General features: G+C 72.6%; 22 protein-coding genes. 16 read left to right on the top strand and 6 right to left on the bottom strand.

The window, feature by feature from the left end; all coding sequences use genetic code 11:
* Window positions 1-22 precede the first annotated feature (22 nt).
* A complete protein-coding gene (gene gcvT, locus FB554_RS05005; RefSeq protein ID WP_142004970.1) occupies window positions 23-1129 on the bottom strand; it encodes a glycine cleavage system aminomethyltransferase GcvT in 1107 nt (368 codons plus the stop codon).
* Between the two features lie 98 nt (window positions 1130-1227).
* Here gcvT and FB554_RS05000 point away from each other — a divergent pair, with 98 nt between their 5' ends.
* The gene (locus tag FB554_RS05000; RefSeq protein ID WP_142004969.1) at window positions 1228-2733 is read left to right on the top strand and encodes a leucyl aminopeptidase; all 1506 of its coding nucleotides are present in this window, start codon (window positions 1228-1230) and stop codon (window positions 2731-2733) included.
* 65 nt (window positions 2734-2798) lie between these two features.
* On the opposite strand, the gene FB554_RS04995 is transcribed toward FB554_RS05000, so the two are convergent.
* Window positions 2799-3026 (bottom strand): DUF5302 domain-containing protein, encoded by a 228-nt coding sequence (locus tag FB554_RS04995; RefSeq protein ID WP_142004968.1) that lies wholly within the window; start codon window positions 3024-3026, stop codon window positions 2799-2801.
* A gap of 212 nt (window positions 3027-3238) precedes the next feature.
* On the opposite strand from FB554_RS04995, the gene lpdA reads away from it, so the two are divergent.
* From lpdA to FB554_RS04980, 3 genes are all read left to right on the top strand, one after another.
* A complete protein-coding gene (lpdA, locus tag FB554_RS04990) occupies window positions 3239-4618 on the top strand; it encodes a dihydrolipoyl dehydrogenase (RefSeq protein WP_142004967.1) in 1380 nt (459 codons plus the stop codon).
* A gap of 87 nt (window positions 4619-4705) precedes the next feature.
* On the top strand, window positions 4706-6778 hold the full coding sequence (gene sucB, locus FB554_RS04985) for a 2-oxoglutarate dehydrogenase, E2 component, dihydrolipoamide succinyltransferase (protein WP_142004966.1): 2073 nt from the start codon (window positions 4706-4708) through the stop codon (window positions 6776-6778).
* Window positions 6775-7683 carry a TIGR01777 family oxidoreductase gene (locus tag FB554_RS04980; RefSeq protein WP_142004965.1) on the top strand — a complete coding sequence of 303 codons (909 nt, stop codon included), beginning with the start codon at window positions 6775-6777 and terminating at the stop codon, window positions 7681-7683. The genes sucB and FB554_RS04980 overlap by 4 nt, the downstream gene beginning before the upstream one ends.
* A 33-nt stretch (window positions 7684-7716) precedes the next feature.
* Here FB554_RS04980 and FB554_RS04975 read toward each other — a convergent pair whose 3' ends face one another.
* Complete coding sequence (locus tag FB554_RS04975) at window positions 7717-8391, bottom strand: hypothetical protein (protein ID WP_142004964.1); 675 nt, start codon at window positions 8389-8391, stop codon at window positions 7717-7719.
* Window positions 8392-8580: 189 nt separating this feature from the next.
* Entirely contained in the window at window positions 8581-9333 is a 753-nt protein-coding gene (locus tag FB554_RS04970) for a class I SAM-dependent DNA methyltransferase (RefSeq protein ID WP_142004963.1), read from the bottom strand.
* 116 nt (window positions 9334-9449) lie between these two features.
* On the opposite strand from FB554_RS04970, the gene FB554_RS04965 reads away from it, so the two are divergent.
* The 3 genes from FB554_RS04965 to FB554_RS04955 are packed head-to-tail and all read left to right on the top strand — an operon-like array spanning window position 9450 to window position 12042.
* Window positions 9450-10406, top strand: a complete 957-nt coding sequence (locus FB554_RS04965) for an ABC transporter ATP-binding protein (RefSeq protein WP_142007432.1) — start codon at window positions 9450-9452, stop codon at window positions 10404-10406.
* Window positions 10406-11230, top strand: a complete 825-nt coding sequence (locus FB554_RS04960; protein ID WP_142004962.1) for an ABC transporter permease — start codon at window positions 10406-10408, stop codon at window positions 11228-11230. The genes FB554_RS04965 and FB554_RS04960 overlap by 1 nt, the downstream gene beginning before the upstream one ends.
* The gene (locus FB554_RS04955; protein WP_142004961.1) at window positions 11230-12042 is read left to right on the top strand and encodes an ABC transporter permease; all 813 of its coding nucleotides are present in this window, start codon (window positions 11230-11232) and stop codon (window positions 12040-12042) included. Before FB554_RS04960 ends, FB554_RS04955 begins: the two co-directional genes overlap by 1 nt.
* On the opposite strand, the gene FB554_RS04950 is transcribed toward FB554_RS04955, so the two are convergent.
* Entirely contained in the window at window positions 12035-12745 is a 711-nt protein-coding gene (locus FB554_RS04950) for a transporter substrate-binding domain-containing protein (RefSeq protein ID WP_142004960.1), read from the bottom strand. The two genes, FB554_RS04955 and FB554_RS04950, sit on opposite strands and share 8 nt — an antisense overlap.
* A gap of 130 nt (window positions 12746-12875) precedes the next feature.
* Here FB554_RS04950 and FB554_RS04945 point away from each other — a divergent pair, with 130 nt between their 5' ends.
* From FB554_RS04945 to FB554_RS04920, 6 genes are read left to right on the top strand one after another with little or no spacing between them, the layout of a single operon-like run.
* Window positions 12876-14258: a cytochrome ubiquinol oxidase subunit I gene (locus FB554_RS04945; protein ID WP_211344532.1), complete on the top strand. Its 1383-nt coding sequence runs from the start codon at window positions 12876-12878 to the stop codon at window positions 14256-14258.
* Window positions 14255-15304, top strand: a complete 1050-nt coding sequence (locus tag FB554_RS04940; RefSeq protein WP_142004959.1) for a cytochrome d ubiquinol oxidase subunit II — start codon at window positions 14255-14257, stop codon at window positions 15302-15304. Before FB554_RS04945 ends, FB554_RS04940 begins: the two co-directional genes overlap by 4 nt.
* Window positions 15301-15489, top strand: a complete 189-nt coding sequence (locus tag FB554_RS04935) for a hypothetical protein (protein ID WP_142004958.1) — start codon at window positions 15301-15303, stop codon at window positions 15487-15489. Before FB554_RS04940 ends, FB554_RS04935 begins: the two co-directional genes overlap by 4 nt.
* Entirely contained in the window at window positions 15476-17179 is a 1704-nt protein-coding gene (locus FB554_RS04930) for an ABC transporter ATP-binding protein/permease (RefSeq protein ID WP_142004957.1), read from the top strand. The genes FB554_RS04935 and FB554_RS04930 overlap by 14 nt, the downstream gene beginning before the upstream one ends.
* The gene (locus tag FB554_RS04925; RefSeq protein WP_142004956.1) at window positions 17176-18690 is read left to right on the top strand and encodes an ATP-binding cassette domain-containing protein; all 1515 of its coding nucleotides are present in this window, start codon (window positions 17176-17178) and stop codon (window positions 18688-18690) included. The genes FB554_RS04930 and FB554_RS04925 overlap by 4 nt, the downstream gene beginning before the upstream one ends.
* 28 nt (window positions 18691-18718) lie before the next feature.
* Window positions 18719-19441, top strand: a complete 723-nt coding sequence (locus FB554_RS04920; protein WP_142004955.1) for a DsbA family oxidoreductase — start codon at window positions 18719-18721, stop codon at window positions 19439-19441.
* 151 nt (window positions 19442-19592) lie between these two features.
* Here FB554_RS04920 and FB554_RS04915 read toward each other — a convergent pair whose 3' ends face one another.
* A complete protein-coding gene (locus FB554_RS04915) occupies window positions 19593-20036 on the bottom strand; it encodes a MarR family winged helix-turn-helix transcriptional regulator (protein ID WP_142004954.1) in 444 nt (147 codons plus the stop codon).
* A 112-nt stretch (window positions 20037-20148) separates the two neighbouring features.
* Here FB554_RS04915 and FB554_RS04910 point away from each other — a divergent pair, with 112 nt between their 5' ends.
* Genes FB554_RS04910 through FB554_RS04900 form a run of 3 tightly spaced genes read left to right on the top strand, consistent with a single transcriptional unit; the run spans window position 20149 to window position 22853 of the window.
* Window positions 20149-20502, top strand: a complete 354-nt coding sequence (locus tag FB554_RS04910; RefSeq protein WP_142004953.1) for a DoxX family protein — start codon at window positions 20149-20151, stop codon at window positions 20500-20502.
* Window positions 20503-20514: 12 nt separating this feature from the next.
* Window positions 20515-21990, top strand: a complete 1476-nt coding sequence (locus tag FB554_RS04905; protein WP_142004952.1) for an MDR family MFS transporter — start codon at window positions 20515-20517, stop codon at window positions 21988-21990.
* Entirely contained in the window at window positions 21987-22853 is an 867-nt protein-coding gene (locus FB554_RS04900; RefSeq protein WP_142004951.1) for an LLM class flavin-dependent oxidoreductase, read from the top strand. The genes FB554_RS04905 and FB554_RS04900 overlap by 4 nt, the downstream gene beginning before the upstream one ends.
* The last annotated feature ends 7 nt before the right edge of the window (window positions 22854-22860 follow it).

Below are 22860 nucleotides of genomic sequence, written 5' to 3'. Positions count from 1 at the left end.
CGACCCGGGCGGCCCCGTCGCCTCAGCTCGTCTCGACCTGCACGAACGGCGGCTTCACGACCGTCGCGGGCAGCTCGCGACCACGCACGTCCACGACCACCTCGGTGCCCTCGCCGACCCCGCGGTCGAGCAGCACCAGCGCGATCCCCTGGCCGAGCGTCGGCGACATGGTGCCGGAGGTGACCGTGCCGATCACTGTGCCGTCGGCGTCCTTCACGTCGTTGCCGGCGCGCGGGATGCCGCGGCCGGTCGCCAGCAGGCCCCACGAGAGCCGGTAGTCCTTGCGGGCCTTCTGCTCCTCGAGCACCTGCTTGCCCCAGAAGCCGTCCTTTTTCCAGCCGACCGCCCAGCCGGCCCGCGCCATGTTGGGCGTGATGTCCATCGTCAGCTCGTGACCGTGCAGCGCGTAGCCCATCTCGGTGCGCAGCGTGTCGCGCGCGCCGAGGCCGCACGGGAGCCCGTCGAACTGAGCGATCGCCTCGACGAGCGCGTCCCACAGGGCGGGGGTGTTGTCCCAGCGGGGCACCAACTCGAAGCCCTTCTCGCCGGTGTAGCCCGAGCGCAGCACGATCACCGGGCGGCCCTGCCAGTCGGCCTCGGTGAAGGACATGTACTCCAGGTCGGTCGGGAGCCCCAGCGCCTCCACGACCTCGACCGAGCGCGGCCCCTGCACCGCGATGATGCCGTAGTCGCTGTGCTGGTCGGTCACCGAGATGCCTTCTGGCGCAACGGCTTCCATGCGTCGTACGACCTCGGCGGTGTTGGCCGCGTTGGGCACCAGGAAGACCTCGTCCTCGCTCTTGAAGTACTGGATGAGGTCGTCGACGACGCCGCCGGTCTGCTCGTCGCAGCACATGGTGTACTGCGCCTTCGGCGGCTGCACCTTGCGCAGGTCGTTGGTGAAGCAGGCGTTGACGAAGTCGGCCGCACCCGGGCCCTGCACGAGGGCCTTGCCGAGGTGGCTCACGTCGAAGATGCCGACCCGCTCGCGCACCGCGGCGTGCTCGCGCAGCACGCCTCCGCCGGGATACTCGATCGGCATCTGCCAGCCGCCGAAGTCGGCCATCTTGGCCTTCAGGGCGGTGTGGCGGTCGTGCAGGGGCGACGTCTTCGGCGCAGCTTCGGTCATGTCCTCAACGTATCCGGGGCCTGGCTGGATAGGGTCGCCGGGACAGGGGGCGGCGCACCGCTCTCCCTGCACGATCACGAGGAAGTGAACTGAGAGCCGTGACGACCCTGACCCTCACCGACAAGGACGCCAGCACCGTCAAGGCCGACGTGCTCGTGCTGCTGGCTGGCAAGAACGACGACGGCGTCGCCCTGATCCCGACGCACGGGCTGGCCGACGAGTCGGTCGAGCACGTCAACGCGACCCTCGCCGCGATCGGCGCCGGCGGAGGGCCCGACGAGACCATCAAGCTCACGGGGGTGCCCGGCGTCGCGAGCCCGTTGGTCGTGGTGTCCGGCACCGGACTGACCGGCGAGCCCAAGGCCTCCGACCACGAGACGATCCGCGCCGCCGCGGGTGCCGCGGTGCGCGGCCTCGCCGGCACCAAGCACGTCGCGCTCACCGCCCCCGGCCCGAGCTCGGAGCTGGCCGGAGCGGTCGCCGAGGGAGCGCTCTTCGGGGCGTACGCCTTCACGACCTACCGCACGGCCGCCAACCCCGGGAAGGAGCCGGTCGCCAAGGTCAGCGTGATCTCCGCCGCGGCCCGCACCGCCGCCGCCAAGGCCGCGGCCCGTCGGGCCGAGATCGTCGCCGACACACAGGCTTTCGCGCGCGACCTGGTCAACACTCCCCCGAACGACCTGTTCCCGGCCTCGTTCACCGACCGGGTCAAGAAGCGCCTCTCGGGCTCCAAGGTCAAGGTGTCCGTGCTGGACGAGAAGCAGCTGGCCAAGGCCGACTGCGGCGGTCTCGTCGGCGTCGGTCGCGGCTCGGCGCGCCCGCCGCGCCTGGTGACCCTGTCGTACAAGCCCGCCAAGGCGACCAAGCACGTCGCGATCGTCGGCAAGGGCATCACCTTCGACTCCGGCGGCCTGTGCATCAAGCCGGCGCAGAGCATGATCACGATGAAGTGCGACATGGCCGGCGCGGCCGCCGCGGCCGCCGCCATCGAGGCCGTCGCGCGGCTGGAGCTGCCGGTCGCGGTCACCGCCTACCTGTGCCTCGCCGAGAACATGACCGGCTCCGACGCGCAGCGCCCGGGCGACGTGGTCACCATGCACAACGGCAAGACGGTCGAGATCATCAACACCGACGCCGAGGGCCGCCTGGTGATGGCCGACGGGCTGTCGTTCGCCTCCGAGCTCAAGCCCGACGCCGTCGTCGACATCGCCACGCTCACCGGCGCGGCGATGATGGCGCTGGGCCTGCGCACCACCGCGGTGCTGTCCAACGACGAGGAGGCCTCGCAGCGCATGCTCGCGGCCGCCGAGCGGGTCGGCGAGCGGCAGTGGCCGATGCCCCTCAACGAGGAGCTGCGCAAGGCGATGGACTCCGAGGTCGCCGACGTCAAGCACACCGGTGAGCGCCAGGGCGGCATGATCACCGCCGCGCTGTTCCTGCGCGAGTTCGTCGGCGCGGGCGAGGACGGCGTCCAGCTGCCGTGGGTGCACCTCGACATCGCCGGCCCCGCCTTCAACGAGGGCAGCGCCTACGGCTACACGCCCAAGGGCGCCACCGGCCACGGCGTACGTTCGCTGGTCGGCTTTGTGGAGGCGCACGCCTGAGATAGATCGTCGACGGCGGCACAGAAGTTTTCTGTGCCGCCGTCGTGGTTTCTGTGCCGCCGTCGTCAGGAGCCGGGGCCGGACTTCCTGCGGAACATCTGCTGGGCCCCGGAGGTCTCGGCGTCATGGGCGCCGGCGACCTTGGAGTGGGCCGAGTGGTCGGACACGTCGCGGCCGCCGTGCGCCTGCTTCTTCTCGAGCGCCTCGCGGAACTTGCGCTTGGTCTCCTCGTCGGGGCCCACCTGCGCCGCGTTGTCGTCGCCTGCCGCGTCCCGTCGTGAGCTGTCGGCCATCGTGTCCTCCTGGTCTCGTGGCGGTCGTGGCACCGGCGGTGCCTGCCGTCACTGTCACACACGGTCGGGGCGCGGGCCAGAGTTTTATCGCCTCCGTGACCTGGCTGCAGCGCACGCCGGCGCGGGTGGAAGGATGGGCGCCGGAGCCAGTCGGTGCCCCCTGCCGACGCGGTTTCGCAGACCGTTCGACGACGCAAGGGAGCGTTGCGCAGATGAGTGCCGAGTCCGCACCGACGTACGACATCGTGATCCTCGGAGGCGGCAGTGGCGGCTATGCCTGCGCGTTCCGGGCGGCCGAGCTCGGGATGTCGGTGGCGCTCGTCGAGAAGGACAAGCTGGGCGGCACCTGCCTGCACCGCGGCTGCATCCCGACCAAGGCGCTGCTGCACGCGGCCGAGGTCGCCGACTCCGCCCGCGAGGGCGAGAAGTTCGGCGTGAAGACGTCGCTGGAGTCGATCGACATGGCGGGCGTGCACTCCTACAAGGACGGTGTCGTCGGCCGCCTCTACAAGGGTCTGCAGGGGCTCGCCAAGGCGCACAAGATCGAGCTGGTCGAGGGCGAGGGCAAGCTCACCTCCCCCACCACGGTGCAGGTCGGCGACCGCACCCTCACCGGCAAGAACGTCGTGCTGGCGACCGGCTCCTACGCCAAGACGCTGCCCGGCCTGGAGGTCGGTGGCCGCATCGTCACCAGCGACCAGGCGCTCACCCTCGACTGGGTCCCTGAGCGCGTCGTGGTGCTCGGTGGCGGCGTGATCGGCGTCGAGTTCGCCTCTGTCTACAGGTCTTTCGGCGCTCAGGTCACCGTGGTGGAGGCACTCCCCCGGCTCGTCGCGGCCGAGGACGAGGCGGTCTCCAAGCAGCTCGAGCGGGCGTTCAAGAAGCGCAAGATCGACGTCAGGACCGGGGTGAGGTTCGCCGGCGCCACCGACGACGGCGACAAGGTCACCGTGCAGCTCGAGGGCGCCGACCCGATCGAGGCCGACCTGCTGCTCGTGGCCGTCGGGCGCGGCCCGGTCACCGAGGGCCTCGGCTACGAGGAGGTCGGGGTGAGCACCGACCGGGGCTACGTCACCGCCGACGAGCGTTGTCGTACGTCCGTCGACGGCGTCTATGCCGTCGGCGACATCGTGCCAGGTCTGCAGCTGGCGCACCGCGGGTTCCAGCAGGGCATCTTCGTGGCCGAGGAGATCGCCGGGAAGCAGCCGGCGGTGCTCGCCGAGTCGGGCATCCCGCGGGTGACCTACTGCGACCCCGAGATCGCCTCGGTCGGCCTCACCGAGGCACAGGCCAAGGAGCAGCACGGCGAGGTCGAGACCTACGAGTACAACCTCGGCGGCAACGGTAAGAGCCAGATCCTGCAGACCCAGGGCTTCGTCAAGCTGGTGCGTGCCAAGGACGGCCCCGTCGTCGGCGTGCACATGGTCGGCGCCCGCATGGGCGAGCAGGTCGGCGAGGCCCAGCTCATCGTCGGCTGGGAGGCCCTGCCCGACGACGTCGCGCCGATGATCCATGCCCACCCCACCCAGAACGAGTCGCTCGGCGAGGCGCACCTGGCGCTCGCCGGCAAGCCGCTCCACGCGCACTCCTGATGACCGTGCGCACCCTCCGATCTCGCGTGCTGGCCGATCCGACCGGCGCGCTGCACATCCGCCTCGATATCCGGGAGACTGTGACCCATGTCTGAACGTGTGACCATGCCCGCCCTCGGCGAGTCCGTGACCGAGGGGACCGTGACCAGGTGGCTCAAGAGCGTCGGCGACGAGGTGGCCGTCGACGAGCCGTTGCTGGAGGTCTCGACCGACAAGGTCGACACCGAGATCCCTTCGCCGGTGGCGGGCACGCTGCAGGAGATCCTCGTCGAGGAGGACGAGACGGTGCCGGTCGGCGCCGACCTCGCCGTCGTGGGTGACGGCCCCGCCGAGGGCGGCTCGGACGACTCCGGTCAGCAGCAGGGCGAGAGCCAGCAGGGCGAAGCCCAGCAGAGCGACCAGCAGGGCGGCGGCGACGAGCAGCCGCAGCAGGACGCCCCGGCCGAGCCCGAGCCCGCGCAGGCGCAGGCCGGTCAGACCGACGCCCCGCAGCAGGAGCAGTCGTCCGGCGACTCGGGTTCGAGCGACTCAGGTTCGGGCGACTCGGGGTCGTCCGGCGACTCCGGCTCGGGCGGCGGGTCCGGTGGGGTCACCGGCGGCGAGACGGTCCAGATGCCGGCGCTCGGCGAGTCGGTCACCGAGGGCACCATCACCCGCTGGCTCAAGGCCGAGGGTGACGACGTCGAGGTCGACGAGCCGCTGCTGGAGGTCTCGACCGACAAGGTCGACACCGAGGTGCCCTCCCCCGTGGCGGGCAAGCTCACCAAGATCCTGGTGCAGGAGGACGAGACCGTCCCGGTCGGCGCCGACCTGGCCGTCGTGGGTGGCGAGGCCGGCGGTGGCTCCGGCGGCGAGTCCGCCCCGGCGCAGGAGCAGCCGAAGCAGGAGGCCCCCAAGGACGAGGCTCCGAAGGACGAGGCCGCCCAGCAGGCCGAGCAGAGCGCCGGGTCCAGCTCCGAGGCGAAGCCGCAGGAGAAGGCCGAGGAGGACGCCGGTGCCGACCGCGCCGCCCCCTCGACCGAGCAGAGCGGCGAGGCCGCCGAGGACGTCACCAAGAAGCCCGAGCCGTCCGCCGAGCAGGAGAAGCAGCAGCCGCCGGCGCAGAACAGCCCCGACGCTGCGCAGTCCGGATCGGGCCAGGCACCGAACCAGGCGCCGAGCCAGGCCCCCAGCCAGGGGCAGGGCCAGGCCGGCCAGGCCAGCGGTGGCGGGTCCGACGAGCGCGACCCGGCGGCGTACGTCACGCCCCTGGTGCGCAAGCTCGCCCAGGACAAGGGCGTCGACCTGGCCTCGATCACCGGCACCGGGGTGGGCGGGCGCATCCGCAAGCAGGACGTGCTGGCTGCCGCCGAGGCGGCGTCCCAGCCGGCCGAGCAGCCCGCTGCCGAGCAGCCGGCCGCCGCCCCCAGCGGTGACTCCGGCGACAAGGCCGCGGCCGCGGCGCCGGTGTCGCCCAAGCGCGGCACCACCGAGAAGATGACCCGGATGCGCAAGCTCATCGCCACGCGCATGGTCGAGAGCCTGCAGGTGTCGGCGCAGCTGACCACCGTGGTCGAGGTCGACGTCACCAAGATCGCGCGGCTGCGTGACCGCACCAAGGCCGGGTTCGAGCAGCGCGAGGGCACCAAGCTGTCGTTCATGCCGTTCTTCGCGGTCGCGGCAGTCGAGGCGCTCAAGCAGTACCCGCAGCTCAACGCCAGCGTCGACGGCGACTCGATCGTCTACCACGACTCCGAGAACCTCGGCATCGCGGTCGACACCGAGAAGGGCCTGTTCGTCCCGGTGATCCACAACGCCGGCGACCTCAACATCGCCGGGCTGGCGCGCAAGATCGCCGACCTGGCGGGTCGCACGCGCACCAACAAGATCACGCCCGACGAGCTGGGCGGAGGCACGTTCACGCTGACCAACACCGGCAGCCGCGGCGCGCTGTTCGACACCCCGATCATCAACCAGCCGCAGGTCGGCATCCTCGGCACGGGTTCGGTCGTGAAGCGTCCGGTCGTCGTGACCGACTCCGAGGGCGGCGAGACGATCGCCATCCGGTCGATGGTCTACCTGGCGCTGTCCTACGACCACCGCATCGTCGACGGGGCCGACGCCGCTCGGTTCCTGACGGCGATGAAGGCCCGTCTCGAAGAGGGCGCGTTCGAGGTATGAGCACCCGACAGCGCGTCGCCATCACCGGTTCCTCCGGCCTGATCGGCGGCGCGCTGTCGTCGTTCCTGCAGGAGCGCGGCGACGAGGTGGTTCACCTCGTGCGTCGCGACCCGACCGAGCCGCACGAGCGGCGCATCGACCCCGACCAGGGCGAGCTGGAGCCGGGTGCCCTCGACGGGGTGACCGCGGTGGTCAACCTCGCCGGAGCCGGGATCGGTGACAAGCGCTGGACCGACGCCTACAAGCGCACCCTGGTCTCCTCGCGCATCGACACCACCGCGACCGTGGCCCGGGCGCTCGCCGACCTCGACGAGCCGGTGCGGCTGGTCAACGGATCGGCGATGGGTTACTACGGCGACCGCGGCGACAACGTGCTCGACGAGACCAGCGGCCCCGGCGAGGGGTTCCTCGCCGACCTGGTCCGCGAGTGGGAGGCTGCGGCCCAGCCGGCCGTCGACGCGGGGTGCCCGACGGCGTACGCCCGCACCGGCCTCGTCCTCGCCGCCGGCGGCGGCGCGCTGGAGCGGGTGCTGCCGCTGGCCAGGCTCGGCCTGGCCGGCCCGCTCGGCTCCGGCAAGCAGTGGTGGTCGTGGATCACGCTGGCCGACGAGGTGCGGGCGCTCGCCTTCCTCGTCGACCACCCGGAGATCACCGGACCGGTGAATCTCGTGGGACCGCAACCGGATCGGCAGCGCGACGTGATGAAGGTGCTGGGCCGGCTGCTCAACCGTCCGGCGCTGCTGCCCGCCCCGTCGATCGCGCTCAAGGTCGTGCTCGGCGAGCTCGCCGAGGACGTGCTCGGCAGCCAGCGCGTGCGCCCCGCCGTCCTGGAGTCGTCCGAGTTCGAGTGGGAGCACAGCGACGTGCAGTCGGCGCTGCGGTGGGTGCTGGCACAGCGGGACTGAGCGCTCGCGCTCAGCACGAACCGCCCGCCGCCGTCAGCCTGCCCGTCGCCACTCCGGCTCACCGCCGCCGTCCGATGCCGTGCATCGCAGGAGGCGGCCCTCGCCGTCACGGATCGTGACCCCGTCCGGATGGCACGGACCACCTTCCGCGGGACCGTACTCCCCGAAGCCCGGCGCCTCACGGCCCGGCTCGGCCGTGCGCATCTGGAAGGTGCGCGACCAGACGAACGCGTCGGTCGCGTACACCTGCACGCAGTAGGCGGTGCGGCCGTCGGCGGTGCGGGCCACCTCCCAGGGCGTGTCGTCGCAGTAGTCGTCGATACGCACGATCCGGCCGCGGGGCGTCTCCCGGCGCGTCGGGGTCGCGGTCTCCGACTCCCGCTCCGGCTCGTCCGTCTCGGTCTCGGAGTCCCGCTCGGTCGGGGTGGCCGTGCGGGTGCGTCGCGTGGTGCTCGAGGGGGTCGAGGTCGGCGGCGGCGCGCTGGTGGTGGGTTCCTCGCTCGTGGGTTCTTCGCTCGTGGAGGAGGACTCGCTCGTCGGCGACGGCGTCGTGCTGGGCGTCGGCGCGCTCGAGGTCGTGGCCGCCGGCGTGCTGGACGTGCTCGACGTCGCCGCCTGCTCGGTGTCTCCGGAGCACCCCGCCAGCACGACCATCGCCGCCGCTGCCCCACCGACCAGTCCGCGCCTGCCCGCGCTCCGCTGCCTCATGCCGCTCACGCTAGGCCGGGCTGTGTCGCCCCGGTCGGTTCCGGGCGCGAATCCTCCGGGCGAGGGGTGCTTCGGAGGCGGCTTTACTCTGGGGCGCGTGGTGCGCCACCGACCGGCGCGGGGTGGCGCACCAGCCGCCCCAGAGTAAAGCGGCTGCGGAGACCTCTGCTCGTCCCCGGTTCGGCGGCGTCACGAGCGCCCGCGCACGTAGACCGAGACGTGCTGGTCGCGCCCGGTGTACGGCTGTCGGTGCCAGCCGCCGTACCTCGCCTCGAGCCGCAGCCCCGCGAGCCGCGCCATCAGGTCCAGCTCGGACGGCCAGGCGAGGCGACAGACGATGGGCGCGAAACGTACGCCGTCGGCAGCGATGCGCACGTGGTTCTCCACCAGGTGCTGGGTAACCGGGTCGTAGCGGCAGACGTCCAGCGTCACCGCGTCGGTCTCGACCTGCTCGGGCCGGGCGTAGGAGTCGGTCGGGAGCCACGCGCTCGGCACGGCGGCCTCGACCACGAACCGCCCACCGGGCCGCAGGTGGCGCGCGGCGTTCTCGAAGCAGCGAACCTGCTCGTCCTGGCCGAGCAGGTTGAAGATCGTGTTGTAGACGAGGAAGACGAGCGGGTACGTCTCCCCCGTCGTCTCGCGGGCCATGTCGCCGAGGACGACGCGCAGGTCAGCGCCACCGTCGCGCGAGCGGAGCACGTCGACCATGTCGGGCGACAGCTCGATCCCGTCGACGCGCACCCCGCGCGCCGCGAGCGGCAGCGCGACCCGGCCGGTGCCGATGGCCAGCTCCAGCGCGCCGGCCGGCGAACCGTCCGGCGCGTCGCCGGGCAGCAGGCCGGCCAGGAAGCCGGCCGCGGCGTCCTCGTCCCCGCGTGGTTCGTCGTCGTAGCGCGCGGCCACGTCGGGCCCGAAGCTGGTGGCTGGGTCGAAGTCCTTCACCCGGCCGAGCCTGGCCCGGCGTGCTCGCCGCGACAACCGGGTTAATCGTTCCGGGGTTGTCGGTGAGCCTCACTAGGGTCGTAGCTGTGCCCGAACCGTCCGCCACTCCCGAGGCCATGACCGACCGACCAGCCGCGCCGAGCACGGCACGCGAGTCGCTGGTCAGCGCGCGTGGGCTGCGCAAGAGCTTCGGCGACTTCGAGGCGGTGCGCGGCATCGACGTCGACGTGGTGCGGGGCGAGGCGTTCGGCTTCCTCGGCCCCAACGGCGCGGGCAAGTCCTCGACCATGCGGATGATCGCGAGCGTCTCGCCGATCAGCGGCGGCCAGCTGCGCATCCTCGGCATGGACCCGGCGGTCGACGGGCCGCGCATCCGCGGCCGCATCGGGGTCTGCCCGCAGGAGGACACGCTCGACGCCGAGCTGACCGTGCGCGACAACCTGATCGTCTACGGTCGCTACTTCGGGCTGCCCAAGGCGCACGTGCGGGCCAAGGCCGAGGAGCTGCTGGAGTTCGCGGCGCTCACCGACAAGGCGCACGTCAAGATCGACGACCTGTCCGGCGGCATGAAGCGCCGCCTCACCATCGCCCGGTCACTGATCAACGACCCCGAGGTGCTGCTGCTCGACGAGCCGACCACCGGCCTCGACCCGCAGGCGCGACACACGTTGTGGGACAAGCTTTTTCGGCTCAAGCAGCAGGGCGTCACCCTCGTGCTGACCACCCACTACATGGACGAGGCGGAGCAGCTGTGCGACCGTCTCGTCGTCATGGACAAGGGCACCATCGCCGCCGAGGGGTCGCCGTTGGAGCTCATCCGCCGGTTCTCCACCCGCGAGGTCGCCGAGGTGCGGTTCGGGGTGGGCGAGCACGAGGCGCTGGCCGACCGGGTGCGCGACCTCGCCGAGCGGGTCGAGGTGCTGCCCGACCGGCTGCTGCTCTACACCGACGACGGGGAGCGCACCCTGGCGCAGGTGCACGAGCGCGGCCTCGAGCCGGTCGCGGTGCTGGTGCGCCGCTCCACGCTGGAGGACGTCTTCCTGCACCTGACCGGCCGCAGCCTGGTGGACTGATGAGCGCGACGGAAGCGACGAGTGGCGTCGCGGTCCCCGAGCAGCCGTGGTGGCGGCGGGTCTGGAACCTGCGCGACTACTGGTTGACCGTCTACCGCCGCACCTGGAAGGGCTCGGTGGTCAACTCCTTCGTCACGCCGCTGCTCTACGTCGCGGCGATGGGCATGCTGCTCGGCAGCTACGTCCAGGCCGACCCGGCGACGCTCGACGGCGCCCCGAGTTACCTGGCGTTCGTCGTGCCCGGCATGCTCGCCGCACAGACGATGATGATGGCCTTCGGCGAGTCGACCTATCCGGTGATGGGCCAGATCAAGTGGCACAAGACGTACTTCTCGATGCTCGCCACTCCCCTGGGCGTGCCCGAGATCGTGCTGGCGAACCTGGGGTTCGTCGTCGCCCGGGTGGCGCTCGCGTCGGCGGTGTTCGTCGCGGTGATGGTCCCGTTCGGCGTGCTCGCCTCGCCGTGGGGTGCGCTGGGCGCGATCGCGGTGCAGCTGGTCGCCGGTGTCGCGTTCGCCGGCCCGATCTACGCCTTCGCGGCCAGCAGCGACAACGAGCAGGGCTTCACGGTGATCTTCCGGGTGCTGCTGCTGCCGCTGTTCCTGTTCTCCGGCGGCTTCTTCCCGGTGAGCAACCTCGGCCCCGCGCTCGAGACCGCCGCCGCGTTCACCCCGCTGTTCCACGCGACCGAGCTGACCCGGTCGCTGATGATCGGCACGACCGAGACGGGCCCTGCCCTGGTGCACCTGGCCTACCTCGCCACCCTGGCAGCGGTCGGCGTCGCCCTGAGCATCCGCGCGCTGCAGCGCAGGCTGGTGCGCTGATGGCCGTGCTCAGCGCCGCGACGACGCGGCAGACCGTGCGGCAGCTGTCGGCGCGTGAAGCCACCGGCGTGCTGCTGTCGCGCAACGTGCTGGTCTATCGCCGCGGGTGGCTGTGGTTCGTCACCGGCTTCCTGGAGCCGGTGCTGTTCCTGCTCTCCCTCGGCATCGGCGTCGGCAAGCTCATCCCCGGCTTCGAGGTCGACGGCCACCAGGTGCCCTACGCCGAGTTCGTCGCGCCCGCGATGCTCGCGGCGTCGGCGATGAACGGCGCGCTCATCGACACCACGTTCGGGGTGTTCTTCCGGCTGAAGTACCAAAAGCTCTACGAGCAGATGCTCGCGACGCCGCTCACCACCCGCGACATCGCGCGCGGCGAGATCAGCTGGGCGCTGCTGCGCGGCGCGGTCTACGCCACGGTCTTCCTGCTCGTGATGCTCGCCCTCGACCTGGTCGGGTCGTGGTGGGCGTTGCTCGCGGTGCCGGCCGCGCTGCTCATCGGGTTCGCGTTCGCCGGGGCGTGCATGGCGCTGACGACCTGGATGCGCACCTGGCAGGACTTCGAGTTCATCACCCTCGGGCAGCTGCCGCTGTTCCTGTTCTCCGCGACCTTCTTCCCGCTCACCGCCTATCCCGAGGCGCTGCGCTGGGTGGTCGAGGCGACCCCGCTCTATCGCGGGGTGGTGCTGGAGCGCGAGCTGACCACCGGGCACCTCACGGTCGCCTCGCTGGTGTCGGTCGCCTACCTGCTCGCGATGGGGCTGATCGGGATGCGCATCGTGTCGCGGCGGCTGGAGCGGCTGCTGCTCACCTGACCAGGTCCTCGTCCTGCCCCGAGCGACGCAGCGCCTCGGCCACGAAACCGTCGGAGATCGCCTGCTCCACGAAGTCCGCCACCCACGCCTTGGTCTCCTCCGCGCGGTCGACCGGGATGCCGACGGCCTGGCGGATCTGCATGAACTCCGGCTCCAGCACCCGCATCCCGCCGCGCTCGTCGGCCCACGCCTGCACCGGCTGCCGGATGCCGGCACCGACCTCGAGCCCCTGCTCGGCGAACACCGTCACCCCGTCGGACCCGCGCACCACCTCGGCCTGCCGCAGCTCGCGCGACAGGTGCAGGTCGTACGCCGACCCCTCCTTCACCCCGACCCGCACCCCGGGCCGGTCGACCTCCTCGGCCGAGCCGATCGCGGAGTCGTCGGCGACGACGAAGACGCCGGTGATGAGGACGTACGGCGGGGAGAAGGCGACCTCGACGGCGCGGGCGGGGTCGACGGCCAGGAAGCACAGGTCGGCCGCGCCGTCGCGCATCGCCTCGAACGACTGCCGCGCGGCGGTGAACCCGGTCAGCTCGACCGGCAGCCCCAGCTGCTCGCCGAGCCGCCGGGCGAGGTCGACGGTGACCCCGCTCGGGTCGGCCGGGTCGCCCTGCGCGAGCACCGGGTTGCCGACGTTGATCGCCGCGCGCAGCGTGCCCGTCGGCGCGAGATCGGTTGCCACCGCATCGAGTTCGCTCATGCGCCGAACCTACTCCGGCCGGCGCCGCCGGCAACGGGTGTGCCCGGATCGCTCGACAGCCCGCGCCCGGCATACGACGATGACGGTGGCGCGACGCCGGGGGACGGCCCGCGCGGACCGAGGAGGACGCGTGCCCGACCCGACCGTGCTGGACCTGTCGCGCTGGCAGTTCGCGGTGACCATCGCGTTCCACATGACGTTCCCGGCGATCACGGTCGGGCTGTCGATCTTCCTCGCGGTCGTCTACGCGCTGCACCTGCGCACCCGCAAGCCGGTCTACCTGCAGATCTTCCGGTTCTGGAAGCGCATCTTCGCGCTGGGCTTCGCGCTCGGGGTGGTCAGCGGCACGGTCATCACCTTCGAGTTCGGGCTCAACTGGGGGAAGTTCGCGCACGCGACCGGCCCCATCATCGGCCCGATCATCGGCATGGAGGTGGTGACCGCGTTCTTCCTGGAGGCCGGGTTCATCGGGATCATGCTGTACGGCGACGGCCGGGTCAGCGAGCGCGTCATGATGGTCTCGACCAGCCTCGTCGCGCTCGGCACCATCCTGTCGACGACCTGGATCATCTCGGCCAACTCCTGGATGCAGACGCCGTCGGGCTATCGCGTCGTCGACGGGCAGTTCGTGCCGACGAGCTGGTGGGAGGCGATCTTCAGCCCGTCGTTCGGGTGGCGCTTCCCGCACATGCTGCTCGGCGTGCTGATCACGGCGGCCTGGCTCGTCGCCGGCATCGGCGCGTACTACCTGCGGCACGGCCGGGCGACCGAGTTCGGCAGGCGCACGCTGTCGCTGTCGCTCGGCGTCGTGACGCTGCTGCTGCCGGCCCAGCTGTGGATCGGCGACCAGGTCGCGGCGCGCTACGTCATCCCCGACCAGCCGGCGAAGTTCCAGGCGCTGGAAGGCAACTGGGACTCCGACAACACCGGCTACCTGCTGCTCGTCGTCCCCGACCAGCAGGCCGAGCGCAACCGGGTCGAGGTCGGCGTGCCGAGGCTCGGCAGCTGGATCGCCAAGGATCTCTCCGGCGAGACGGCCACGCCCGGGCTGAAGGAGACCCCGCCGCAGCTGCGGCCCGACATGCTCACCACCTTCTACGGCTTCCGCGCGATGTTCTACGCCTCGATGGTGATGTTCGCCGCGGCGTTCGTCGGCGTGGTGCTGCGGCTGCGCGGCCGGCTCTACAGCTCCCCGCGCTATCACCGCTTCCTGGTCTGGCTGACGCCCATCGGCATCGTCGCGATCATCGGCGGCTGGGTCACCGCAGAGGCCGGCCGCCAGCCGTGGGTGGTCTTCGGCGAGATGCGCACGGCCGACGGCGTCTCCGACATCGCGCCCGGCAGCGTGGTCGCGACGTTCGCCGCGTTCACCCTCACCTATCTCACGCTGCTGGTCGTGTGGGTCGTCTACGTCGTGCGCTCGGTGCGCCGCGGACCCGAGTCCGACTGGCCCGACGGGGAACTCGGGTCCGACGGCGACGATCCACGGCGCGACGCGGAGGTGACGGCATGACCGATCTGGCGATCCTCGGCTGGTACTCCGTCATCGCACTGTGCCTGGTGATGTACGTCGTCCTCGACGGCTACGACCTCGGGCTCGGCATCCTCACGCTCGGCGACACCGACGAGCGCCGCCGCCGCGAGAACGTCGACCTGGTCGCCACCGCCTGGGACGGCAACGAGTCGTGGATCATCCTGCTCGGGGTGAGCCTGTGGGCCGGCCTGCCCGGGGCGTACGCCGTCGCGCTGCCCGCCCTGTACCTCCCCGTCATCGTCATGCTCCTCGCGGTCATCGCCCGCGGCGTCGCGGTCGAGGCGGCCGCGCACGGCACCGTCGTGCCGCGCAGCTGGGGGCTGGTGTTCGGCCTCGGCTCGCTGGTCGCCGCCGTCACCCAGGGGCTGATCATGGGCGGGCTGCTCAGCGGGGTGCGGGTCGAGGACGGCGAGTTCGCCGGCGGCACCTGGGACTTCCTCACCCCCTTCTCGCTGCTCACCGCCGCCGCGACGGTCGCGCTCTACGTCACGGCCGCCGCGGCCGTGCTGCAGGTCAAGGACGGCTACGTCGCCCGCCCCCGCGTCGCGCGCGCCGCCGCGACGCTCACGGTCGCGCTGGTGGCCGCCTGCGCCGTCGTGTTCTTCGCGTGGGAGGACACCTGGCCGCGGCCGGGCGGTGCCCAGCTGGTCGTCGCGACCGTGCTCGCGCTCGTCGGGGCGGCAGCCATGGTGCTGCTCATGCTGCGCTGCTGGGCCGACCGTGGGCCGCAGCCGGTCGTGCTGCTCACGATCGCCGAGGTGGCCGGCATGACCGGCGTCCTCGTCTATCTGCACCCGGTCGTGGTGCCGCCGGAGCTGACCCTCCCGGAGGTCGCGGCGCCGCCGTCGTCGATCGGCTTCCTGCTCGTCGGCGTCGGGCTCAACATCCCGCTCGTGCTGTTCTACAACTGGTACGCCCACCACGTCTTCCGCGGGAAGTACGTCCCGCGCACCGCGAGCGAGCTGCCCGAGGGCGTCTCGCCGGCGTCGGAGGCCGTGCGCCCGCGAGGGAGCGAGGTGCGATGAGTCGCGTGCTGGGCATCATCGGCCTCACCGTGCTGTGCGTGCTGCTCTATGCGGTGAGCATCGACATGTTCGCCGGCTACCCGCAGGTCCACTCCGAGCTGCTCAACCTGGTCGGCGTCGCGCTGATCATCCTGGCCGGGCTGGTCGTCTGGATCCGGCACGAGCGGCGCGATGAGGACGACTGAGACGCCCGGCCGCGACGACCTCGCCTGGCTCGACGACGCCGCGGCCCCCGGGGACGGCGACTTCGCCGCGGCCGCCCGCTGGCGGGTCGGCGCGATGGCGCTGCTGGTCGGTCAGTGGGCGGCGCTGGTCACGCTCGTCAGCCGCGCCGAGTCGGGCGGCCTGCCGCTGCCCGCCGTGGCGTTCGCCCTGCTGCTGGTCGCCCGCAGGGTCGCCACCTGGCGGGCCGAGATCGCTTCTGCCGCAGGCGGTTCCGCGATCGCGGCGAGCCTGCGCGAACGACTCGTCGACGCCACGCTGCCCGTCGACCCGGCTGCTGCTCCCCCTGCTGCGGAGCGCTCGGTGCAGGCCGCGGTCGAGCTCGCGGCCGACGTCGGACGGTTCAGCGCCCAGGCCCGCCCCGCTCGACGCGCGGCCGCGTGGCAGTGCGCGGTGGTGCTGCTCGCGTGCGCCCTCGCGCACTGGCCGGTCGCGGTGCTGCTGGCGCTCGCGACCCCGATCCTGCCGATCAACCTGCGCCTCGCGGGCATGGCCACGCGCGACGCCAGCACCCGCCAGCTCGAGGGCGTGCGCCGGCTGAGCGCCCAGGTGCTCGAACGCTTCCGGGCGATGGAGGTGCTGCGCGAGCTGGGCGCCGTCGAGCGCGAGCGCGAGCAGCTGCGCGCCAGCAGCGAAGAGCTGGGCCGACGCACGAGCGTCGTGCTGCGCAGCGCGTTCGTCGCCGCCGGCGTGCTCGACGTGGTGGTGACGCTCGCGATCGCGGTGACAGCGACGTACGTCGGGCTGGCGGGCCTCGGGTTCGTCGACCTGCCCCTCGCGCCCCGTCCGTCGCTGTGGCAGGGCCTGTTCGTGCTGGTGCTGGCTCCCGTGTTCTTCCTGCCGCTGCGTGACGTGGCGGCGGGATATCACGAGCGGGAGAAGGCGCTGGCCGCCGTCGACGTGCTGCGCCCGCTGGTCGACGCGGCCGAGACCGACCGCCGCACAACGGATCTCGCGGCCGGGGCCGCAGGTGACCGACCCGTCGGCCTCGGGCTGCGCGAGGCCGACCTGACCCCGCGCCACGCTGCCGCACCGGTGCTGCGCGGGGTCACCGCGACCGCTCGCCGTGGCCGGCTCGTCGCGGTGCTGGGTGCTTCGGGAGCGGGCAAGACCACGCTGCTGTCGGCGCTCGGCGGCCTGCTCCCGCCGACCTCGGGAGCCGCCCTCGCGCTCGACGGCTCCGGGCGCGAGCAGGGCCCGCCCGCGGGCTCGGTCGGCTGGCTCGGCCAGCGGACCGTCGTGCTCGCCGGCACCCTCGCCGAGAACGTCCGGCTCGGCCGCCCGGACGCCTCCGACGACGAGGTCGCCGCCGCCGCGCACGCGGTCGGGCTCTCGCCGCTGGTCGCCCGGCTCCCCGACGGGCTGTCCTCGCCGGTGGGCGACGACGGGCTCGGCCTCTCGGCCGGCGAGGCGCGCCGGGTCGCGCTGGCCCGCGCCGTGCTGGCCGACCGCGGCGTCTGGCTGCTCGACGAACCCACCGCGCACCTCGACCCGGAGTCGGCCGATGCGGTCGCCGACCTGCTGGCCGACCTCGGCCGCGACCGCGTCGTCGTCGTGGCCACGCACGACCCGGCGGTGGCTCGCCGCGCCGACGAGGTCTGGCGGATCGACCGCGGCGAGCTGCGCGTGCGCGAGGCAGGGGCCGCCACGTGAGCGCGATCCTGCGCGCGCTGCGGCTGCTGCGCTGGCGCCCGGGTCTGCTGCTGCTCGGGGCGGTGCTGCTCGCCGTCGGCGCCGAGGCCTCGAGCGTGGCGCTGCTCAGCGTCTCGGGCTGGTTCGTGGTCGCGTGCTTCGTGCTCGCCGGCGACCCGGGGTTCAACTACCTCGGGCCGAGCGGGGCGGTGCGGGCGCTGGCCCTCGCACGCATCGTGCTGCGATACCTGCAGCGGCTGGTCGCGCACACGGCCACGCTCCGCTGGCTGACCCGGTTGCGGGTGCGGCTGTTCGACGACGTCGCCGCGCTCCCCCGCGAGCAGGCGGGGCGGCTGCGCACCGGCGACCTGCTCGACCGGCTGCTGCGCGACGTCGAGACGCTGGACGAGCTGGTGCTGCGCTGCCTGGTGCCGCTCGCCTCGGTGACCGCGGTCGCCGGGTCGGCCGTGCTGGTGCTCGCCGGCGTGTCACCGGCCGCCGCCGCGATCGCGGCCGGCGGGTGGCTGCTCGCGATGACGGCCACCGGCCTCGGGCTGCGGGCCGCCCCCGACGAGGCGTCCGCGCGCGGCGCCGCCCGCAGCGAGCTCGTGGCGGCCGGCGGGGCCTGGCGCGAGCTGACCGCGCTCGGCGCCGCACCGGCCCTGCGTCGCGCGAGCAGCGTGCGGCTCGCCGACCTCACGGCCGTCGAGGAGCAGGTCGAGCGCCGTGCCGCCCGCGCCGGCCTGGTCACCGACCTCGGCGTCGGCCTCACCGTGCTCGGCGCCACCTGGGTGACCGCGGCGGGCGACGCCGCCATCACCACCGTCGCCATGGTCGCCCTGCTGACCACCGCCGTCGGAGACCTGCTGTCGGCGCTCGGTCCGGCGATGGCGTACGCCCGCCGCGCCGTGGTCGCCGCCCGTCGCCTGGAGCTCGGTGACGAGCCGGCCCCGGGGGCGCCCGCGTCCCCGCCCGCGGCGGCGTCACCGGTCCAGGTCTCCCCCGGCGCGGAGCCGGTCGTGCTCACCGGACCGTCGGGCGCCGGCAAGACGACGCTGCTGCGCCGGCTGCGCAGCGAGCACGCGGCCGGTGCGAGCGACGGGCGCGTCGTGCTCGTCCCGCACGACGACCAGGTGCTCACCGGGACCGTCGCCGACAACCTGCGCCTCGCCGACCCCGACCTCGACGACGATGCGATGCGGCACCTGCTCGACCTGGTGCGGCTCGACCGCGCCGGCATCGCTCCCGAGACGCCCACCGGCACCGGCGGCCGGGAGCTGTCCGGCGGTGAGCAGCGTCGGCTCACCCTCGCCCGCGCGATCGCTGCCCGGCCCGACCTGCTGCTGCTCGACGAGCCCGTGACCGGCGTCGACCCGCCCACCGCGCAGGCCGTGCTCGCGGCGGTGCGCACCGAGCTGCCCGCGACCGCGCTGGTGCTGACCGTGCACGAGTCGCAGCGCGACGCGGTGCCGTTCGACGCCGCGTGGGTGCGGCTCGACTCCCCCGCCCTCGCCGGCACCCCGCCGGAATAGTTCTGCCAGTGAAACACTTGTCCCTGACATGAAGATTGAGATCTGGTCCGACGTGGCCTGCCCGTTCTGCTACATCGGCGAGCGTCATCTCGACCTCGCGCTCGAGGGATTCGCGCACCCCGACGACGTCGAGATCGTGCCGCGCAGCTTCGAGCTCGACCCGAGCGCGACGCCCGGCGAGCACACGCCCATGGCCGAGGCACTGGCCGCGAAGTTCGGCACGACCCCCGCCCAGGTCGAGGCCATGCAGCGTGGCATCGGCGAGAAGGCCCAGGCGGTCGGGCTGGAGTTCGACACGCGAAAGGCCAGCACCACCAACACTTTCGACGCCCACCGGCTCGTGCACCTCGCCGAGCAGAGCGGCCGCGGGCGCGAGCTGATGCACGCGCTGATGACCGGCTACTTCGCCCACGGCCTGCGCGCAGGCGACCGCGACGAGCTGGTCCGCGTCGCCACCGAGGTCGGGCTCGACGAGTCGCGCGTGCGCGAGGTGCTCGCGGGCGAGGAGTTCGCCGACGCCGTGCGCGCCGACGAGGCCAAGGCCCGCGCCACCGGCATCACCGGCGTGCCGTTCTTCCTCATCGACGGCAAGTACGCCGTCTCCGGCGCCCAGCCCGTCGAGGCCTTCCGCTCCGCGCTGGACGAGGTCTGGGCCAAGGAGCACCCGGTGCAGGTCCTGGGCGGCGACGACGCCGCCGTCTGCACCGATGACTCGTGCGCGCTGCCGGGGACCAGCACCACCCAGGCCTGATCCGCCGGGCAGCGAACCGCCCGGGCGCGGCACGTCGGTGCTGCGCCCGGGCGGTTCGCTACCCACTCTCAGATCGTGCGTGGACGTACGAAATGCGGCGGGTGACCGCGGAGCCCTGGGACGTCGGCCGCGAGAGCGGGCATCGGCCGGTTCATGCCTCCTCCTTCGGGTCGAGCAGGCCGATCAGCGCGGCGCACTGACCGTCGTCGAGGCCGCCGACCACCGGCGCCTCGTCGAGCATCGCCGGGGCGAGTCGCGTGCGCAGCCGAATCCCCTTGTCGGTCAAGCAGAGTCGGCGCGCGCGACGGTCGTCGGGGTCAGCCTCGCGAGTGATCAGACCGGCCGCCTCGAGCTGGTCGGCCAGGGCCGTCAGGTGCGACGGCTCGCACGCGGTCGCGACGGCCGCGCGCTGCATGCGCATGGGTTCGTCGAGGATCAGCACGAGGCGCGCCTGGGGCGCGCTGAGCTCGAACTCGCGCGCCACCGACTCGACGTGGCGGCGCAGCTCGATGGCCGTGCGCAGCAGCCCGTCGAGCGTCGCCATGCGCACCGACGGCTCCACCGCCTGCTGCTTCACCGCTCGCCTCGTCGCCATGCCAGCCCTCTCGTCGTGACGGATATTACTTGGTCCAGTGAAGAAATAACTTCACCCAGTGAACCGTTGTGCCCGTCGTTCTCTTCCCACTCTTCCCCGGAGGTCCACGATCGTGACCATCACGACCATCATTCTCTCCGCCCTGCTGATGCTCGCGTTCCTGGGCGCCGGCGTGGGCAAGCTGCGCCGCGCCGAACCCGTCACGGGCACCCTGGAGGGCCTGGGCGTCACGCCCGGCCTGCAGCAGCTCGTCGGCGCGCTCGAGGTGCTCGGTGCGCTCGGCGTCCTGATCGGGCTGTGGCTGCAGCCGCTCGGCATCCTGGCCGCCGTCGGCCTGGTGCTCATGATGATCGGCGCCATCATCTTCCACGTGCGCGCGCACGACACCGTCAAGAACTCGGTCGGCGCCCTGGTGCTGCTCGCCTTCTCCGGCCTCGTGCTCTCCCTCCAGCTCGCGATCGCCTGATCCGAGGACGCGATGCTGCGCAAGATCCCCTACAAGTGGCTGGTGGCCACGGCGTTCGTCATGGCGCTGTTCATGGAGATCCTCGACATGACGGTGCTCAACACCGCCCTGCCGATCCTCGGTGAGCACTTCGGCGCCGAGACCTCCGAGCTGCAGTGGCTGGTCACGGGCTATCTCGTGAGCCTGGCCGTCTTCATCCCCGCGTCGGGCTGGGTCGCGGACCGGTTCGGCGACAAGCGCACGTTCGTGCTGGCGCTGGCGATCTACACCGGTGCCTCCCTGTGGGCGGGTCTCGCGGGCTCGGTCACCGAGCTGCTGGTCGCGCGCGTGACCCAGGGTGTCGGCGGTGGTCTGCTGACCCCGGTCGGCACGGCCATGCTGTTCCGGGCGTTCCCGCCGCACGAGCGCGCCCGCGCCTCCGCGGTGCTCGCGATCCCGACCACCCTGGCGCCCGCCCTCGGGCCGGTGCTCGGCGGCTGGCTCGCCGACAACGTCTCCTGGCGGTGGGTCTTCCTGCTCAAGGTGCCGGTCGGCATCGTCGGACTGATCTTCAGCGCGGTCGCGCTCAGGCCCGGCGAGCGTACGGCTCGTGAGCGGCTCGACGTGCTCGGCTTCCTCACCGGTGGCGCCGGCCTCGCGACCCTGCTCGTCGGCCTGGAGCGCGGCGCGCGCGAGGGCTGGTCCGACCAGGCCTCGCTGCTGCTGGTCACCGCCGGCGCGGCGCTGATCGCCGCGTTCGTCGTGACCGAGCGACGCGTCGCTGCGCCGATGATCGACCTGCAGCTGCTGCGCAACCGGATGTTCCGGCTGGGCAACCTGATCCTCATGCCCGCGGCCGCGGCCACGATGGGTGCGCTGTTCGTCGTGCCCCTGATGGTGCAGACCACCATGGGCCTGACCGCCACCGAGTCGGGGCTGCTCACGATGTTCCAGGCGTTCGGGATGCTCGTGATGCTGCCGTTCACCAACCGGGTCTTCCAGCAGGTCGGTCCGCGCCGGATGCTCGCCGGTGGCTTCGCGGTGATCACCGTGAGCCAGGTGATGCTGGCGCTGGTCGACGCCGGGTCGAGCCTGTGGCTGATCCGCAGCTCGATGTTCCTCATGGGCATGGCGGGCGCGTTCATCATGGTGCCCGTGCAGGCCGCCGCGTTCTCCTCGATCACGCCGCAGGAGACGGCTCGCGCCAGCGCGCTGTTCTCCACCGCGCGGCAGGTCGCCGCGAGCCTCGGCGTGGCGCTGCTGGCCACCACGCTGACCGTGCGCATGACGAGCCACCTGGAGTCCCTCGCCAGCACGGCCGGCGAGGCCGCCCGCGCAGCCGCTGCGTTCGACGCCTACCAGGACGTCTTCCTGGTGGCCGCCGCCGTCGCGGTGCTCGGCGTGATCGTGTCGTTCCGGGTGCGCGACGAGGAGGCTGCCGCGAGCCGCGGCAAGCCGGCCCCGGAGCCCGCCCCGACGACGCTCGAGGCTGCCGAGGTGACGCCATGACCGACTACGGACGGCCGCTGGAGTTCGGCTGGTTCATGTCCCCCGACGCAGGCCGGCCCGACGTGCTCCTCGACGCGGCGCGCGTCGCCGACCGTGCCGGGCTCGACCTGATCGGGGTGCAGGACCACGCCTACAACGCCGGCCACCTCGACGCGCTGACGCTGCTCACCGCGGTGGGCGCCGTGACCGAGCGGGTGCGGGTCTTCACCGACGTCGCCAACCTGTCGCTGCGCAACCCGGTGCTGCTGGCCAAGGCCGCGGCCTCGCTCGACCGGATCACCGGTGGGCGGGTCGAGGTCGGCCTCGGCACCGGAGCGTTCCCCGCCGGCGTCGAAGCGCTCGGCGGCACCGCACGTCCCCGCCGCGAGGCGGTCGACGCGATGGTGGAGGCGGTCGACGTGATGCGGCTGTTCTGGGCGTCGCAGCCGACGAGCTATGCGGGCAAGCACTACTCGCTCGACGGCGCCCATCCCGGCCCGCCGCCCGCGCACGACATCGGCATCTGGCTGGGGGCGCGCGGTCCGCGCATGCTGCACCTGCTCGGCAGCAAGGCCGACGGCTGGTTGCCCTCGCTCGCGTTCCTGCCGCCGAAGACGCTGGCCGAGCCGCACGAGCGCATCGACGCGGCCGCGCTCGAGGCCGGACGCGACCCGAGCGAGATCAACCGGGTCTACAACGTGTGGGGCGACTTCTCCACGTCGCAGTGGATCGACCTGCTCACCACGGTCACGCTGGAGCACGGCATGAACGCCTACGTCTTCGGCGTGCCACCCGTCGAGTCGCAGCTGCGCCGGATCAGCGACGAGATCGCACCGGCCGTGCGCGAGGCCGTCGCGGCCGAGCGGGCCCGGCGCTCGGGCTGATCCAGGC

The organism is Barrientosiimonas humi, from assembly GCF_006716095.1.
Classification (GTDB): domain Bacteria; phylum Actinomycetota; class Actinomycetes; order Actinomycetales; family Dermatophilaceae; genus Barrientosiimonas; species Barrientosiimonas humi.
Note: the sequence above shows the minus strand (reverse complement) of the source record. Positions and strands in the feature narration are given on the sequence as shown.

Excerpts from the sequence above, each read along its gene's own strand:
- FB554_RS04940 (WP_142004959.1), top strand. The coding sequence starts at position 14,255 with ATGACCGATCTGGCGATCCTCGGCTGGTACTCCGTCATCGCACTGTGC.
- FB554_RS04975 (WP_142004964.1), bottom strand. The coding sequence starts at position 8,391 with ATGAGGCAGCGGAGCGCGGGCAGGCGCGGACTGGTCGGTGGGGCAGCG.
- FB554_RS04920 (WP_142004955.1), top strand. The coding sequence starts at position 18,719 with ATGAAGATTGAGATCTGGTCCGACGTGGCCTGCCCGTTCTGCTACATC.
- FB554_RS04950 (WP_142004960.1), bottom strand. The coding sequence starts at position 12,745 with ATGAGCGAACTCGATGCGGTGGCAACCGATCTCGCGCCGACGGGCACG.
- lpdA (WP_142004967.1), top strand. The coding sequence starts at position 3,239 with ATGAGTGCCGAGTCCGCACCGACGTACGACATCGTGATCCTCGGAGGC.
- FB554_RS04965 (WP_142007432.1), top strand. The coding sequence starts at position 9,450 with ATGACCGACCGACCAGCCGCGCCGAGCACGGCACGCGAGTCGCTGGTC.
- FB554_RS04955 (WP_142004961.1), top strand. The coding sequence starts at position 11,230 with ATGGCCGTGCTCAGCGCCGCGACGACGCGGCAGACCGTGCGGCAGCTG.
- FB554_RS04980 (WP_142004965.1), top strand. The coding sequence starts at position 6,775 with ATGAGCACCCGACAGCGCGTCGCCATCACCGGTTCCTCCGGCCTGATC.
- FB554_RS04900 (WP_142004951.1), top strand. The coding sequence starts at position 21,987 with ATGACCGACTACGGACGGCCGCTGGAGTTCGGCTGGTTCATGTCCCCC.
- FB554_RS04905 (WP_142004952.1), top strand. The coding sequence starts at position 20,515 with ATGCTGCGCAAGATCCCCTACAAGTGGCTGGTGGCCACGGCGTTCGTC.
- gcvT (WP_142004970.1), bottom strand. The coding sequence starts at position 1,129 with ATGACCGAAGCTGCGCCGAAGACGTCGCCCCTGCACGACCGCCACACC.
- FB554_RS04935 (WP_142004958.1), top strand. The coding sequence starts at position 15,301 with ATGAGTCGCGTGCTGGGCATCATCGGCCTCACCGTGCTGTGCGTGCTG.
- FB554_RS04995 (WP_142004968.1), bottom strand. The coding sequence starts at position 3,026 with ATGGCCGACAGCTCACGACGGGACGCGGCAGGCGACGACAACGCGGCG.
- FB554_RS04930 (WP_142004957.1), top strand. The coding sequence starts at position 15,476 with ATGAGGACGACTGAGACGCCCGGCCGCGACGACCTCGCCTGGCTCGAC.
- FB554_RS04915 (WP_142004954.1), bottom strand. The coding sequence starts at position 20,036 with ATGGCGACGAGGCGAGCGGTGAAGCAGCAGGCGGTGGAGCCGTCGGTG.
- sucB (WP_142004966.1), top strand. The coding sequence starts at position 4,706 with ATGTCTGAACGTGTGACCATGCCCGCCCTCGGCGAGTCCGTGACCGAG.
- FB554_RS04960 (WP_142004962.1), top strand. The coding sequence starts at position 10,406 with ATGAGCGCGACGGAAGCGACGAGTGGCGTCGCGGTCCCCGAGCAGCCG.